This is a genomic window from Lentzea chajnantorensis (assembly GCF_054300775.1).
On sequence record NZ_JBSDZT010000002.1, the window covers coordinates 6,495,460 to 6,511,999 of the forward strand.

9 protein-coding genes are annotated in these 16,540 nt (G+C 71.4%); all 9 read right to left on the reverse strand.

Features of this window, described 5'->3' with window-relative positions:
• Nucleotide 1: 1 nt before the first annotated feature.
• Nucleotides 2–1,405, reverse strand: a complete 1,404-nt coding sequence (eccD, locus tag ACVDFE_RS31295; protein WP_458433019.1) for a type VII secretion integral membrane protein EccD — start codon at nucleotides 1,403–1,405, stop codon at nucleotides 2–4.
• Nucleotides 1,402–5,433, reverse strand: a complete 4,032-nt coding sequence (eccCa, locus tag ACVDFE_RS31300) for a type VII secretion protein EccCa (protein ID WP_360388245.1) — start codon at nucleotides 5,431–5,433, stop codon at nucleotides 1,402–1,404. The genes eccD and eccCa overlap by 4 nt, the downstream gene beginning before the upstream one ends.
• Entirely contained in the window at nucleotides 5,430–9,359 is a 3,930-nt protein-coding gene (locus ACVDFE_RS31305) for a hypothetical protein (RefSeq protein WP_458433020.1), read from the reverse strand. Before ACVDFE_RS31305 ends, eccCa begins: the two co-directional genes overlap by 4 nt.
• A gap of 89 nt (nucleotides 9,360–9,448) precedes the next feature.
• Entirely contained in the window at nucleotides 9,449–10,051 is a 603-nt protein-coding gene (locus ACVDFE_RS31310) for a hypothetical protein (RefSeq protein ID WP_458433021.1), read from the reverse strand.
• Between the two features lie 72 nt (nucleotides 10,052–10,123).
• Complete coding sequence (locus ACVDFE_RS31315; protein ID WP_143091682.1) at nucleotides 10,124–10,426, reverse strand: WXG100 family type VII secretion target; 303 nt, start codon at nucleotides 10,424–10,426, stop codon at nucleotides 10,124–10,126.
• 45 nt (nucleotides 10,427–10,471) lie between these two features.
• Nucleotides 10,472–10,792, reverse strand: coding sequence for a WXG100 family type VII secretion target (locus ACVDFE_RS31320; protein WP_360388235.1), 321 nt, complete (start codon nucleotides 10,790–10,792; stop codon nucleotides 10,472–10,474).
• A gap of 367 nt (nucleotides 10,793–11,159) precedes the next feature.
• Nucleotides 11,160–11,810: an ESX secretion-associated protein EspG gene (locus ACVDFE_RS31325; RefSeq protein WP_360388232.1), complete on the reverse strand. Its 651-nt coding sequence runs from the start codon at nucleotides 11,808–11,810 to the stop codon at nucleotides 11,160–11,162.
• Between the two features lie 105 nt (nucleotides 11,811–11,915).
• Nucleotides 11,916–14,147, reverse strand: a complete 2,232-nt coding sequence (locus tag ACVDFE_RS31330; RefSeq protein WP_360388229.1) for an ATP-binding protein — start codon at nucleotides 14,145–14,147, stop codon at nucleotides 11,916–11,918.
• A 50-nt stretch (nucleotides 14,148–14,197) separates the two neighbouring features.
• A complete protein-coding gene (locus ACVDFE_RS31335) occupies nucleotides 14,198–16,492 on the reverse strand; it encodes an NB-ARC domain-containing protein (RefSeq protein ID WP_458433023.1) in 2,295 nt (764 codons plus the stop codon).
• Nucleotides 16,493–16,540: the final 48 nt, after the last annotated feature.

The following is a 16,540-nucleotide window of genomic DNA, read 5'->3' on the forward strand; positions in this document are numbered from 1 at the left end:
CTCACCCCGCCAGTCCGCGGGCCCAGGCGAAGAGGCCCAGTGCGTGCAGGACGAACGGCACCAGCGCGAGGCAGAGCAGGTTCTCCACGACGTCGCTCAGGTGCGGCCAGATCGGCAGCACCCGGCGGTAGGACGGGCGCAGCGCCGCCAGCACGAGCAGCAGAGCGGCGGCGAACAGCATCAGCACGCCGAAGAGGCGCTCCAGGTCGCTCATACCGGACAACATGTGCAGAGCGGGCAGCACCGCGCCCCAGGTGCCGGCCAGCGCGAGGGACGTGCGCTGGCCGACGTTCAGGAACTCGCGGGAGCGCAGCAGCACCAGTGCCGCGAAGAGCCCGCTCAGCGTGTAGTCGAGCCAGCCGGGGTCCGCCACGAGGTAGACGAACCCGACGGCGAGCACCGCGGACGCCCCCGTCGCGAGCACGCTCAGGTAGCGGTCGGCGGTCCCGGTCTGCTCGATCACCTGCGCCGCGGGCATGGGCTCGACGTCGATCTTCATCTCGTCGGCGTTGCGGGGCAGCTGCGGGCCGCGCAACCGGGCGACCCTCGTCGCGAGCTTCGGCGCGAACAGCAGCAGTGCGAAGAAGGCGCTCATCAACGACGCCGCGATCTGCAGGCGGGTCAGCTCCAGCCCGAGGTGCAGCCACACCGCCAGCACCATCGCCACGCCCACGACCGCCGCGCACCCGAACGGGACGATCGGCAGCTTCGGTGCGAGCAGCCGTTGCACCACCAGCAACACCACCGACGTCGCCATGAGCACGACGCCGCAGATCAGCACCCCGTGCGGGTCCAGGGCGAGCGCCCCGTCCACGCCGGCGACACCGATCAGGCCGGCCAGTCCGGCGTACCCGCAGCCCGCCACCCCGATCAGCCCGGCGAGCACGCCGTCCTCGATGGTGCGCGCGACGAGCACGGAGGCCAGGCACAGCACCAGCGCCAGGACACCGGCCGTGATCGTCGCCGCGACCGCGCTCGCGTTCTCGAACAGCGAGACGGCGATGGCGAGGAGCACGAACCCGCTCAGGCTGAGGAACAGCTTCCGGTTCACCGCCTCGTTCCAGCGGTTGCCCTGCCGGTTCACCGCCGTGGCCATGCCCTCGGCCACGTCGTCGAAGTCCAGCTCCGGCAACGGGTCCTCGGCGCGGGAGAGGTGGAACTGCTCGCCGTCGAGCCAGTCCAGCGTCTCCGGCGTGCCCTCCGGGTCGAACGGGGCGCCGCCGAGCCGTTGCAGCACCCACGAGCCGTACAGCTCACCCTCGTGACCCCGGTCGTGGTCGCGCACCACGTGCCGCACCAGCGTCGGCAGCAGCACCGCCACCGTCGTCGAGACCGGCACGGAGAGGTCGGCCTTGCCGCTGGGACCGTGCACGGTGATGCGACAGAGTTCGGAGGTCGTCGTCACATGCCCTCGTTCCGCGCGAACGCGCCGACACCGGCCGGCTCGTCCTGCGACTTGTCGACCGGCACGAGACCGGTCTGGATCAACTTGACGCCGCGTCGCGTCACCAGCTGGGCGCGGCCCTGCGGCAGGGTGCGCGGAGCGGCCTCGCCGAGGAACTTCCCCTCCTCCTTGGGGTAGGAGAAGAGCAGCGCGGGCGAACCGAGCTCCCACAGCCGGCGCATGACCGGGTCCATCATGCCGCGCAGGGCGTTCGCGCTGCTGCGCGCGACGATCAGGTGGAACCCGATGTGGACGCCCTGCGCCAGCAACGGCAGCAGCGTGTCGAGCGGGGTGCCCATGCCGGTGCCCGAGGTCATCAGCTCGTAGTCGTCGACGACCACGAACAGCTGCGGTCCCTCCCACCAGTCGCGCCGGCGCAGCTGCTCGGACGAGATGTCCGGGCCCGGTACCCGCTTGTGCAGCGACACGGCGGCCTTGGTCGCGAGCTCGGTCAGCGCGTCCGAGCTGACCACGTGGCCGATCCTGTACTCGTCCGGCACCATGTCGTCGAGGTCGCGGCGCGAGTCCGCGACGAGGATCTTGGCCTCACCCGGCGGGAAGCCCTCGACGATCGACCGGATCACCAGTCGCAGCGCGTTGGTCTTGCCGGTCTCCGCGTCGCCCATCACGAACAGGTGCGGGATGGCGTTGAAGTCGTGCCACACCGGGTTCAGGCGCTGTTCGTCGAGGCCCAGGCACACCTTCAGGCCGCCGTTCTGCGGCTTCGGCAGGTCGACGATCGGCAGCCGGGTCGGCAGCAGCCGCACACCGGGCGCGCTGCGGCCCGGCCAGAAGGTGCGGACCTCCTCCACGAACGACTTGGTGGCGCTCGCCAGGTCCTCGGTCGCCGAGGACCCGTCCAGCCGGGGCAGGGCGGCGAGGAAGTGGAAACCGGAGCTGGTCAGGCCGCGACCGGGCTGGTTCGGCACGGTGGCGGCCTTGCGGCTCTGCACCTCCGACTCCATCGAGTCGCCGAGGCGCAGCTCGAACCGCGTGCCCAGCACGTCGCGCAGCCACGGCCGGATCTCCGACCAGCGCGTCGAGGACACCACCAGGTGGACACCGAAGGAGAGGCCACGGGCGGCGATCTCGGTCAGCTTCGTCTCCAGGTCGCCGAAGTCCTGGCGCAGGGTGAACCAGCCGTCGATGATCAGGAACACCTCGCCGTGCGCGTCCTCGACCCGTCCGGCGCGCCGTGCGGCGCGGTAGTCGGCCATCGACTCGAAGCCGTGCTCGGCGAACGCCGCCTCGCGCAGCTCCATGACCTGCACGACCTCTTCGAGGGTGCGCACCACGCGGTCGCGTTCCATGCGGGTCGCGACCGAACCGACGTGCGGGAGACCGCTGATCGACATGATGCCGCCGCCACCGAAGTCGAGCCCGTAGAACTGGACCTCCTCGGGGGTGTGGGTCAGCGCCAGGCCGAGGACCAGCGTGCGCAGCAACGCGGACTTGCCGCTCATGGGGGCGCCGACGACACCGACGTGCCCGTCGGCTCCGGACAGGTCGGCCACCAGCAGCTCGCGCAGCTGCTCGTAGGGCAGGTCGACGACGCCGACGGGCACCCGCAGGCGTCCTCGGGTGCCGGGGTCGTCCACGCACATGCCGAGCTCGGGGTGCGGCACCACGCTGGGCAGCAGTGCGTCGAGGCTCGGCGACGCGGACAGCGGCGGCAGCCACACCTGGCGGGCGGCGGGTCCCGCACCGGCGAGCCTGCCGATCAGCACCTCCACCACGCTCGGGGCGTCCTCCGCGGGCGTCTCCGCCTTCTCCTGCTTGGCCTCCGGTTCCGCGGGCTCGCTCTGCCGCAGCTCGTGCACGCGCGGGCTGGGCTGGGTGTAGAACGGCACGATCTCGCCCGCCGCGCGGTCCTCACCGCTGATCGCACCCTGCTCGGGCGCGCTCGTGAGGCAGGGACCGGACACGTACGCGCCCTTGAAGCGCGTCAACGTCGTCGTGTCGAACTTGAGGTACCCGTTGCCCGGACCGGGAGGCAGCTCGTAGGCGTCGGCGACACCGATGACGCTGCGCGACTCCATGGAGGAGAAGGTGCGCAGCGCGATGCGGTAGGACAGGTGGCCCTCGACGCGGTGGATCCGCCCCTCGTCGAGGCGTTGCGAGGCGAGCAGCAGGTGCACGCCGAGGCTGCGGCCCAACCGTCCGATCGAGACGAACAGGTCCATGAACTCCGGCTTGGCGCTCAGCAGCTCGGAGAACTCGTCGACGATCACGAGCAGCGTCGGCAGCGGCGGCAGCTGGCCACCGGTCATGCGGGCCTTCTCGTACTCGAACAGCGACGAGTACCCGCTCTCGCGCAGGATCTCCTGGCGCCGCGTCATCTCACCGTTGATCGAGTCCTGCATGCGGTCGACCAGCGGGAGCTCGTCGGCGAGGTTGGTGATCACCGCGGAGGTGTGCGGCAGCTTCTCCATGTTGAGGAACGTCGCGCCACCCTTGAAGTCCACCAGGACGAAGTTCAGGGTCTCCGACGAGTGCGTGGCCGCGAGCCCGCACACCAGGGTGCGCAGCAGCTCGCTCTTGCCGGAACCGGTGGCGCCGATCAGCATGCCGTGCGGTCCCATGCCGCCCTGCGCCGACTCCTTGAGGTCGATCTCCACGACCTCGCCGTCCTCGGTGACGCCGATCGGCACCTGGAGGCGGGCGCGCTGCGGCGTCTTCTGCCGCCACATCGCGTTGACGTCGAACGTGTGCAGGTCGCGGATGCCCAGCAGCGAGGGCAGCTCGAAGTCCGTCTCGAAAGGACGGTCCACGACGTCGACCGTGCCACTGGTGCGCTTCGGCGCGATCAGCCGGGCGAGGGCGTCGGCCTGCACCACGCCGAACGAGTCGTGCCGTGCGGTGCCGGTCTCGTCGCCGACCGGGTAGGTGACCTCACCGTCGCGGCAGGTGAGCCGCAGCACCTTCGCACCACCGGGCAGCGCGCCGGTGGCGTCGAGCAGCACCGTGTTGCGCAGGCCGGGGCCGAGCAGCGGGGAGTGCTCGGGGATCGACGCCAGGTGCGCGACGACCACCACGAACGGTTCCACCACACCGGGCAGGACGGACTTGTCGTGGTCGCCGCGGTCCGTGACGTCCTTGCCGAGCAGGTCGACCAGCTCGTCGTGGTCGCAGGTGAGCATCCGCAACGGGCCGGCGGCGTCGCGGGCGGTGGGGTGCGCGAGGTGCGGCAGCCACTTGACCCAGTCCCAGTCCGCCTGGTTCGAGGGCGCGGTCAGCACGGCGATCCGCAGCTCGTCGGGCGCGTGGAAGGTGACCAGCTGACCGATCATCGCGCGCACCAGGCCGACGACGGCGTCCGGTTCGCCGGCGAGCTCGATGCTCGTGAAGCTGCGCAGCCCCACCGAGATCGGGATGCCGGTGACGGTCCGGTAGGTCTCGCTGAAGCGCCGCAGCGAGATCGCCGACAGCGGTTCGAGGTCCTCGATCGGCTTGGTCGACGGCGGCAGGAACTCCATGGCCGCCTGCTGGGTGCCGAGCCCGATCCGCACGCGGGCGAAGTCGTCGTGGCTGCCCCGCCGTTCCCACAGCCGCGGTCCGGTGGCGACCGACCACAGCCACGACGGGTCGGGGTTGTCCCACGCGACGGCCGCACGCTGCTCGTTGCTCGTCTCCCTGGCCCGCCGCCGCAGCTGCCCGATGTAGCGCAGGTAGTCGCGGCGTTCCGCGTCGAGCTTGCGCTTGCGCTCCCCCGCGTTGCGGAAGAGCTGGTTGATCGCCATCGCGACCATGCCGATCGACATCGCGCCGGCCATGATGAAGATGAACGGCGACCCGCCGCTCGATCCCATGGAGGAGAAGATCAGGATCATGGCGATCGGCCCGAGCGCCATGGGCAGGAACATCAGCACCGAGCTGAAGTCCCGCACGGCGGGTTCGGGCATCACCGGTGGTTCCTGCAGTTCCTCCTGACCCTCCGGCATCGGGGGCCCTTCGGCACGCGGCCCCCGCTTCGCCGTGACGGTGCTCATTCGATCACCCCCGGCGCCGCCTTCTTCCTGCCGCTGTCCGCCCACACCCCGGTGTCCTGCTTGAGCAGGTCAGCCGACGTGCGCTCGTCCTCCTCGTCCTGCTCGTCGTCGGTGTTGTCCACCGGCTCCTCGTCCTCGGGGGCGTCGAGACCGGCGCACCCCAGGCCCGACACGTGCGGGTCGAACCGGGGCAGGTAGGACGACATCTCGATCGGCCGCGCAGCCGTCTCCTCCTGCACCCGCACAACCCCCTCGCGTCCCGCGCTGTGCCCCCACGCCGTCGAGTCGCGCAACGTGTAGTCGGGCTTCTCCGGCGCGCTCTCCTCCCGCAGTGCGGCGGCGGTGGGCAGCCAGGGCAGCCCACCCGACGCACCGGCGTCCCACGCGCTGAAGTCCTCTTCCCCGCCGGCGTGGACGAGCGCCACGCGGTCGTCGTCGAACGGGGCGATCAGCGGCTCGGTCAGTGGTGCTCCGGCCGGGGTGTCGGTGATGGGCAACGGCACGCCCACGAGGGCGTCTTCGCGGCGCCTCTCCCCCGGACCTGCCGGGGCTGCCGGAGTCGCCTGTGCCGCCGGGGTTGCCGGAGCCACCGGGACCGGCGGAACCGCCGGGATGATCGGCAGCACCGGTACCTGAGACGCCGGTGTCTGTGGCGCCGCCTGGGGTGCAGACGGCTGGAGTGCCGGGGGCTCGGGCGCGGAGGGCTGAGCCACCGGGTGCTCGGAGGCAGGGGCTTGGGGCACCTGGGCCTCGGCCGCCGGAACGTGAGCCGCCGGAACGTCGAGCGCCGGAACCTGCGGCACCACGCCACCGGCCGCCGGAGCCTGTGGCACCAGGGACTCGGCCGCCGGAACGTGGGCCGCAGGAACCTCGGGCGCCGGAGCCTGTGGCACCAGGACCTCCGACCCCGGACCGTGGGCCGCGGGAACGTCGAGCGCAGGAACCTGCGGCACCGACCCGTCCTGCGTCCACGGCTCCGGCCGCCCACGCGGCGCCTCCGCACCACCCGGATCACCGGTGGGCACCGCGGACGCGTGCTCCCACGGAGCCGTCTCACCGTTCACGAGACCGGACGCGTCCGAGCGTTCGGCCGCGCCGGCACCACCCGCCGCGCCGCCCTGTCCGGGCGCCATCGGCATGGGCGGCATCATCGGCGAGCCGGCACCAGGCTGAGCAGCGCCCTGCGGTGCCGCACTCCACTGCTCCGGCGTGCTCTTCTCCTGGCCGGGCGTGTTCGGCTCACCGACACCGGGCAGCTCGACGCCCTCCCACGGCTTGGCCTCCCCGCCGATGAGCCCGGAGGCGTCCGGACGCTCCCCAGCACCCGAACCACCACCGGTACCCGCACCGGGCGCACCCGACGGCATCATCGGCATCCCGCCACCGGGCATGCCGGCACCGGGCATGCCGACACCGGGCATCGCAGAGCCGTTGTGCTGGGACGAAGCCCACTCCTCCGGCTTACCACCGACCTGGCCGATGGCCTGCGGCTCACCGACACCGGGCAGCTCGACGCCCTCCCACGGCTTGACCTCGCCACCGATCAGTCCGGCAGCGTCCGGACGCTCCCCAGCGCCCGAACCACCGCCAGTGCCCGCACCGGGCGCACCCGGCGGCATCATCGGCATACCGCCACCGGGCATGCCGGCACCGGGCATCGCAGAGCCGTTGCCCTGGGACGAAGCCCACTCCTCCGGCTTACCCCCCACCTGGCCGATCGCCTGCGGCTCACCCAGACCGGGAGCGTCGACGCCCTCCCACGGCTTCACCTCGCCACCGATCAGCCCCGAGGCGTCCGGACGCTCCGCAGCACCCGAGCCACCACCGGTACCCGCACCGGGCGCACCCGGCGGCATCATCGGCATCCCACCGGGCTGCCCGCCACCGGTCATGCCGCCGGGCAGCAAAGGAGTGTTGTGCTGGGACGAAGCCCACTCCTCCGGAGTCGACGGCAGCTCGGGGACGCCGCCGTGCGGGTCGCCCAGGCCGGGGGCCTTGGAGCCCTCCCACGGCTTCACCTCGCCACCGATCAGCCCCGAGGCGTCCGGACGCTCCCCAGCACCCGAACCACCACCGGTACCCGCACCAGGCGCACCCGGCGGCATCATCGGCATACCGCCGCCGCCGAGGGCGTTGCGGTCGTCGTTCGACGCGCCCGAACCCTTGCCCGCGGTCCAGTCCTGGGGGCTCGGCACCTCGCCCGGCTTGAACTCACCGGGCTTGAAGTCACCCGGTTTGAACTCGCCCGGCGTGAAGTCAGCCGGAGGCGCACCTTGGCCAGCACCGGGCGACACCTTGCCGCCGGGGAACTCGCTCGGCTTGAAGTCACCGGGCTTGAACTCTCCCGGCTTGAAGTCACCGGGCTTGAACTCACCCGGCTTGAGCTCACCGGGCTTGAAGTCGCCAGGAGGCGTGACCTTGCCACCGGGCGGCGTCTTCCCACCGGGGAGCTCGCCCGGCTTGAAGTCACCCGGCTTGAACTCACCGGGCTTCGGCACGTTGGGAACAGGCGTGTTCCCGCCACGACCGGACGCCGGCGGCTTGGAGCCCACGAACGAGCCGACGGGCGGCGGAACCGCCCCCTGACCACCGGGCAGGCCACCGCCACCGGGACCGTTGCCGGGGGTGAACTCACCCGGCTTGAAGTCGGGCGGCGGCACGTTCCCGCCGGCGGACTTGCCGCCGGGAAGCTGGGAGGCGTTGAAATCGCCCGGTTTGAACGAGTTCGGCGAAGGCACGCCGCCACCGCCGGGGAGGCCGCCTTGGCCTGGGCCCGCTCCAGGGGTGAACTCGCCGGGCTTGGGGATCTCCGCGCCGGAGCCACCGAGTCCGGAACCGGGACCGCCGAGGCTGCCGGGGTCGAACTTGCCCGGCGGTGGCGTGGCGGAGAAGTCCCCGGGACCACCGGCACCGCCGAAGGCGTTCCCACCGGGCATGTCCGACGGCTTGAAGCCGGGAATCTCCGGGGACTTGACCTCGGGGATCTGCGGGGACTTGACCTCGGGGATCTCCGGCGTCTTGATCTCGGGGACTTCCGGGACCTTGCCCTTGGGCGGCGGCGGGATCTCGGACTTCGGCGGCGGCGGGACCTCGATCTTGGCCGGCGGCGGGACCTTGGACGGTGGCGGAACCTTGATGTCCGGCGGCTTGAAGCCGGGGACCTTGATCTCCGGGACCTTGATCTTGGGAGGCTTCGAGTCGGGCCCACCGCCCAACGGGTCCGGCTTCGGGATGGTGGTCAGGGTGGTGTCGTAGGCCTGCTTCTCGTACTCCGCCGCCAGGGTCTTCAGCACCTGCCGCATGTCGCGGTCGAGCAGCTTGACGATCTCGGGGAACTTGCTGATGTGGACGAGGTTTCCCTTGTCGCTCTCGATGATGACGTCCTCGCCCTTGATCGCGGCGATGCGCTGCGCTTCACGGGCGTAGAACTGGTCGATGTCGTGGACCGTCTTGATGGCCCACGCGAGGTAGTTGCCCGCCGCCCACAGCTGTTCGGGCACCGGGGCGAGCCGGGCCGCGCCGCCGTCGATCTGCGTGGCGTGGGCGGTGAACGACTTGGAGAACTCCTCCATCAACCCCATGAAGGCCTTGGACGCCTCGCCCTGCCACGGGCCGCCCTCGCCACCCAGCGCCTTGGCCTGCTCGGCGATGCTCCTGCCCGTGGAGGCGAGGATCTCCTTGACCATGCGGAAGCTCAGCGCGGCGTCCCACAGCGTCTGCGGGTCCGAGGCGGCGCTCGCCCCCAGCTCGGAGCGCTCCTCGGCACCGATCGCGGCCGACCCGGTGATGCGGGCCATGATCTCTTTCCAGCCCCACGAGTCGTAGTCCGATGTGGACGAACCCGACCCGTCGCCGGTCGCCACCACGGCACCGTTGTCCTTGACTTCGACTTCTTGGCCGCCGGGCTTGGGCGGATCTTCAGCCATGGTGGTGCCTTCGTGTTGCGCGGGTGCACTGCCCGCAGGGCCGACAGGGGTGGACGCGACGCCGGGGAGGCCGTTGCTCGGACGACGCCCTAGGAGGCGGGGGTGGCTCCGGAGATCGCCTTGCTGACCTCGGCCCTCGCACCCGCGATGTGCTCGTTGAGGTCCTTGCCGGTGGCGGCGTTGAGCTCCTCGGCGGTGTCGTAGGCGCGCGCGAGCTTCTCGAGCTCGTCGGCGACCGTCGTGATCGCGTCGATGCTCCTGCGGAGGAACTCGCGGGTCGTGGGCTGGATCGCCGTGCCCTCACCGCCGCTGACGACCTTCACCTGCAGCTGGTGCGCGTCGTAGAAGATGCCGGGAGCGACCTTGACCTTCTCGATCTGCTCCAGCGCGGTCTTGAGGGTCGGGATCAGCGAGCGGATGTTGGTGGCGAACGTCTTCAGCGCCTCGGTGCTGACGCGGATGCCGCGGCCGGAGTGGTCCTTGTTGCGCGGCACCTTGGGCGGCGGGTACTTGTTCGCGAAGTGCTCCCCCTCGGGACCGCCCCAGTCGCCGAGACCGTCCCTGGGCCCCTCGGCGTCGTACTCCTCGGGGTTCTTCTTGGCCTCCTCGTACGACTCCTTCTTCTCGATGCGGTCCGCGATCGTCTTCTTCTCGTCCTCGGTCAGCTGCCGCGTGGTACCCGGCATGGTCACAGCCCTTTCTCTTCGATCGGTGTCACAGCGGAACGGGGGCGTCGCCGGGACGTCCGGCGACGCCCCGGGGGTTTACTTCACGCTGTAGCCGCCCCAGGCGTTCATGCCGGTGTGCTCGATCTTGAGGTAGCCGCCGGTGATGTTGTTGAGGGCGACCTCGGCCGAGTTCAGGCTGTGCGGCATGCGCGCGGCGGCGGCGTCCCACTGGGACTTCGCCACCATGTACTGGTCCTTGGCGCCGTCCTGCCAGTCCCCCAGGCTCTGGAGGATCTGCTGGTGCATGCTCTCCAGCTCGGTCTGCAGGCGCTTGGTGACCGCGGCCATCTGGTCGCGGACCGAGTCCGCCATGCCGCGGTCAAAGGTGTAAGTGGGCAAAGCACTGTCCTTTCGATGGCTGAGCGGGGTGGGGTGTGGCGGCGATCAGAGGCCGGCCAGGCCCGGACCCACGGGGATGCTCGACGCGGTCTCGGTGTTGGAGCTCTCACCGGCGGTGATGACCTGCCGGTTGCCGTTCATGACCTCGATCATCTCGCCGAGCTTGTTCACGATGAACGTGCAGTCGTCCATCCAGGCCCGCATCGAGGTGTCGAAGGCCGCGGACGCGTCACCGGTCCAGGTCGACTTCAGCGTTCCGAGCGCGTCGCCGACGGTCTGGACACCGCTCTTGGCCACGTTCTGCGTGTTGCCGAGGTGGCCTGCCGCCGCCTGCATTCCCGGGGTAGTAGTTGACACTCCGGCCATTGGCTGTCTCCCTATGTGAACGAGCTAGTGGTCGCTGACAAACGAAGCTTGCTCAAGCAGCGCCCCGCCGCAGAAGAGCTTGCTCCCACTCGCCGGACCGATCAGCACTCTGCGGACGTTCTTTCCCTTCCACACACCTTTGGTGGCGCGTTCGCCCTCGCCTCCGGTGAACCGCAGGTGGCAGGCTTGTCCGGATTCGGACAACAGCGTTTGCGGTCAACCGACCGAGGCCACCGGACGCGCGACATCGCCATTCGCCGAAGATCGCCAATGCGAATGCGCGAAAGCAATGAGAACAACGAAAGATCACGCACGGCCGAAGAACGCCGAATCCGGCGCTCTTCTCACCGGACGCCCAGGACAGCGCCTAGGACGTCACCGGTGCGGGTTCGTCGACGTCGCACGACGCGAGCAGCTCACCGACCCTGCGCGTGACGTGGTCGTGCGCCATCAGCTCGGCCTCGCTCGACCCGGTCTCCGTCACGAGGTAGTGCTCGCCGTCCGTGCCGCACCACGTGAGAGCGGGGAGGGCGGAGGACCGGCCAGCCCCGGAGAACCCGATCCGGCCGGTCGCGGGAGGTCCGTCCGCGGCACCCGACCGAGCAGCGGACCAGCGGCCCTCCGACAACAGGTCGGTGATCGCCACGGCCAGCTCGTCGGGTCTGATCGAGGACAGCCACAGCTCGCCGCCGGCGAGCACGGCGAGGACGGCGTCGTCCGCACCGCGGGCGGCGAGCGCCTGCAGCGGATATCCCACGAAGGCGACCAGGTCGACGGCCTCGCGGTAGTTCCCGAGCAGGTGCAGCATCCGGGTGAGGCGGGCGTCCGCGCGGCGTCCGCGGTCGGCCAGACCCCGGTTGACCAGCTCTCGGTAGACCTCTTCGACCAGCACGGCGCCGCATTGGGACCGTCCCCCGGTCTTCGGCACCATCAGGGGGTACGGCATCGGGCCGGGGCAGACGTCCGCCCACAGCACCTCGAAGTCGTACGTCGACAGCGGGAACTGCGGCATGCGCATCCCCCGAGTCAACACCGCAGCGGGCCGCCGTGCAGCCCGCCGCCCGTGTTTGAGCCCGTTCGATCGCCCGGTCCTTCCCACTCGGTCAGAAAACGGGCGATGAGGTCACGAAATCCGGGCCAGCTCGATCTCCACGTTGGCGCAGCGGGTCGGCATCGCCATCTCGTCGAAGACGGTCCACGCGTACTCGAGCAGCTCGCGCGCCTCGTCGAGCGCACCCGCGTCGATGCAGCACCGGCCCTCCCACAGCGCCGCGTCGGCCGCGAGCCCCGTGGCCCCCACCTCCTGCTGCATGACGCGGGACCGCGCGAACAGCGGCACGGCCTGGTCGCACCGGCCCATCGCGTGCAGGCAGCGGGCCATCCCCTCGACGAGAATGGCCGTCAGGCGGTTGCGGGACTTCGTCTCCTCGCCCGCCTGGCCGCGGCGCACCGCTTCCTCGTGCAGCGCCTCCTTGAGAGCAAGCGCCTGCTCGTGCTGTCCGTCGAGCAACAGCAGCGCACCGAACCGGTATCGGACCGGCAGCTGCACGGCCCAGAAGTCGTAGGAGGCGGCGAGCTCCACGGACTCCCGTGCGTGCTCCATCGCCGTGGCGCGGTCGACCTGGGAGTACTCGAAGTAGGAGGCGTAGGCCAGCGCCCACATCCGTTCCAGCCGGTCGCCGGCCACCTCGGCGCGGCCCAGGGCGAGCAGGTGCTGTTCCAGCGCGGCCTTGGTGTCGGCCACCATGGAATGCGCCCACCCCAGGAAGTTGAGCTGCTGCGCCTCGGCGGTCACGTCGCCCAGCGCCCGTGCCGCCTCGACACCGGCGCCGAAGACCTCGACCCACTCGACCACCTGCCAGCGGTCGTCGGAGTACCAGTGCATCGCCTGCGCGAGCGTCAGCACCTCGCTGTGCCAGCCCGTGCGCACCGCTTGCCGGAACGCGGCCAGCCAGCTCGACCGCTCCTGCTCCAGCCACGACCGCGCCTCGTCCAGCGTGTCGAAGACCTCGTTCGCGGGTTCCTCCGGCGAGAACCTCCTCCCCGCCGCGATCGCCATGTCCAGCAGGTGCTCCACCACCGCTTCGGTCGTCAGCGCGCGGTCGGCCTCGTCGTGCTCGGCCTCCCAGCGCTCACGCGCGAACAGCCGCAGGAGGTCGTGGAAGCGGAACCGGCCCTCCGCCGGACCGGCCAGCACCATGCTCGCGTCCACCAGCTCGTCGAGCTGGCCGAAGGCCTCCGACTCCGTCAGGCTTCCGACGACCTGGGTCAGCTCCACGCCGAAGTCCGCGCCCGGCATCGCCGCCAGCCGCCGGAACAACATCCGGCCCTCCGGTGACAGCCCCCGGTAGGACACCTCGAACGCCGATCGCACCTGCAGGTCTCCCGCGGACAACGACGACAGCCTCGTCCGCTCGTCCCGCAACTGGCCCACGAGGTACCTCAACGTCCAGTGCGGCCGGCTCGCCAGCCGGTTCGCCGCGATCCGCAACGCCAGCGGCAGGTTCCCGCACAGCTCGATCAGCTCACCAGCCACACCGGGCTCGGCCCGCACCCGGTCCGCCCCGACGACGGCCTCCAGCAACGCCTCCGCGTCCCCGTCGTCGAACGGTTCCAGGTGCAACCACCGCACACCCTCCAGGCCCGCCAGCGTCCGGCGGCACGTGACGAGCGTCCGGCAGCCCGGAGCCGCCGCGAGGAACGGCCGGACCTGCGCCTCCGAGGCCGCGTTGTCCAGCAGCACCAGCACCTTCCGCTTCTCCAGCAGTGCCCGGTACCGGCTCGACTGCTCGTCCACCACCGCGGGGACCTCCCCCGGTCCCACGCCCAGCGCCTGCAGCAGCCGGTCGAACACGACCTCCGCGGGCAACGGCAGCTCGTCCATCCCGCGCAGGTCGACGGCCAGGCACCCGTCGGGGAAGTCCTCGCGCCTGAGGTGCGCCGCGTACGCCGCCAGGACGGTCTTGCCCACGCCGGGCTGTCCCACGATCGCCACCGTCGGGTTCGCCTGCAACAGCCGTTGCAGCTCCGCGAGGTCCGCTACCCGCCCGACCGGGTGGGAGGGCAGCGGCGGCATCTCGGCCGAGCCTGCGGCCGACACCGCGGGCCGCCGCCTGCGCCCCTGTTCCGCGACCCGCAGGAACTCCTCGCGTTCCTCCGCGCCCAGCTCGAAGGCGTCCGCCAGCACCTCGGCCGACCGGCGCTGCGCCGCACGGGCCCGGCCCTGCTCCAGCTCCCGCAACGCCCGCACGCTGATGCCCGACCGCTCCGCCAGGCCCGCCTGGCTCAGCCCAGCGGCACGCCGGTACCCCAGCAACAGCTCACCGAAAGTCGTCTGGCCATCCGAGTCGCGCACGAGGCAAACGTAACCGCCCGCTCCGGGCCGATCGAGACAGCGACACCCGTTCAGCCCAATCCGTTTCCATCACACCCTGGTGCGTGGTGCTCCGCCAGGGCGGTCAGCGCGGCGTCCACCCGCTCGCGATCGGTGCGGTAGACCGGACCGTCCAGCAGCTCGCGCGCGGAGAGCAGGCAGCGCCGCGCCCGGTCCGGCTCCCCCGCCGCGCGCCACGCGAGCCCCTCCCTGACCGCCTGGTCCGCCTCGTGGTGGGCCGACTCGTTCTCGACGGCCAACCGGCGCGCCTCGTGGTGGCTCTCGGCCGCCTCCCGCCACCGGCCGAGACCGGCGAGGCAGAGGCCGATGTTCTCCGTCATCAGCATCATCACCCAGCGCACCACCTCCTGGCCGGCCTCGTGCCGGTGCTCGTGCGCCTCGGTGAGCAGGGTCTGGTGCACCGCCAGCGCGTCCTCGTAGCGGCCCGCTTCCTGGAGAGCCACACCGAGGGTGCTGCGCATCCAGTACCGCATCTCGAAGAAGCCGTACTCCGCCGACAGCTCGTGGGCCACGCGGAGGTGGGCCAGACCCTCCTCGGCCTTCCCGAGCCGCGTCAGCTCGACGCCGAGGTAGCAGTGCGCGAACGCCTTCCCGCGGTGGTCGCCGATCTCCTCCGCGAGCGCCAGCGCACGCGAGCTGGTGCGGAGGGCGAGCTCGTTGTCGTTGCGGCACATGTACTGCGCCCAGCCGAGCTGGTTGAGCATGTCCACCTCGGCCACCTGGTCGCCGAGCCGCCGCGCGGCCTCCAGACCGAGCCGGTAGACCTCGTCCCAGCGGTAGTCGAACTCCTGGCTGTCCGCGAACCAGTGCATGGCCTGCGCCAGACCGAGCACCTCGGCGTGCCGGCCGAGCGCCGCCGCCTCGCGCTGCGCGGCCGACCAGTTCGTGCCCTCCCGCACCAACCAGTCCCCCGCGCTCTCCTGCGAGGGGAACGGCGAGCCGTCCGCGTCGGCCGGGCTGCGGAACACGGACGCCCCCGCGGCCGTCGCCGTGTCCAGCAGGTACCGGAGGGTGTGGTCGCGCAGCTGCTCCCGCACGTCCTCCGGTTCCTCCTGGGCCAGTCGCTCGGCGGCGAAGAGCCGGAGCAGGTCGTGGAACCGCAGGCGTCCCGGCGACCGCGCGGTGTCCAGCAGGGACGCCTCGACCAGTTCGTCGAGCAGTGCGCCGACCTCCGGCCGCGGCGCACCCGTGGCCACCGCGGCGAGCGCCTCGTCGAAGTGCTCGCCGGGGATCACCGCGAGGCGCCGGAGCACCCGGCGTGCGAACGGGGACAGCCGCCGGAACGACACCTCGAACGCGGACCGCAGCTGGAGGTCGCCCGCCGACAGGGAGCTGAGCCGCATCCGTTCATCGCGCAGCTGCGACACGAGGTAGGACAGCGACCAGTGCGGGCGCGTGGCCAGCCGGTTGCCCGCGATGCGGATCGCCAGCGGCAGGTTCCCGCACAGCGCCACCAGCTCGGCGGCCACGTCCGGTTCCCCGCGCACGACGTCGTCGCCCACGATCGAGGCGAGCAGGGCCACCCCGCTCTCCGCCGTCAGCGGCGCGACCGAGATCCAGCTCGCGGTCGTCAGGCCGGCCAGGACCCGGCGGCAGGTCACCAGGGTCACGCCGCGGTGGCCCGTGCCGAGCAGCGGCCGCACGTGCGCCTCGTCGACCGCGTTGTCCAGCAGCACGAGCACCCGCCGGTCGCGCAGCAGTGCCCGGAACAGCTCGACGCGGTCCGCCTCGGCCTCGGGAACACCCCTGGCGGGCACGCCGAGGGCTCGCAGCATCCGCTCCAGCGCCTCGTCCGCGCCCATCGGCCGGTCGCCGGAACCGCCCAGGTCGACCGCGAGGCAGCCGTCGGGGAAGTGGGCGGCCAGCCGGTGCGCCGCCGCGACGGCGAGCGAGGTCTTGCCGACACCGGGCGGTCCGGTGACCACGACGACGCCGGCGGGCTCCGCGGTGCCGAGGCCGATCAGCTCGCACAGCTCCCGTTCCCTGCCGACGAGCTCGGTGACCGCGGGCAGCGAGTGGAGCATGGTGGGGTCGACGGGCTTGGCCGTGCGGCGACGGCCCTCCCTGGCGAGCGTCAGGAAGACCTCCCGGTCCTCGCCGGACAGTTCGAGGGCGTCCGCCAGCACCGCGGCCGAACGCTCCTGGGCGGAGCTCGCCCTGCCCCGTTCCAGGTCCCGCAGGGCGCGCACGCTCATCCCGGACGAACGGGCGAGATCGACCTGGGACAAACCGGACTCCCGCCGGAGTCTGAGCAGCACCTGACCGAAGGCGGGAATCGCATCATCCGGGACGCTCACGGTCAGCATTAGACCTAGAACAGCGGCTTGATAATTCCTTGATGTTCGCGCGGATGA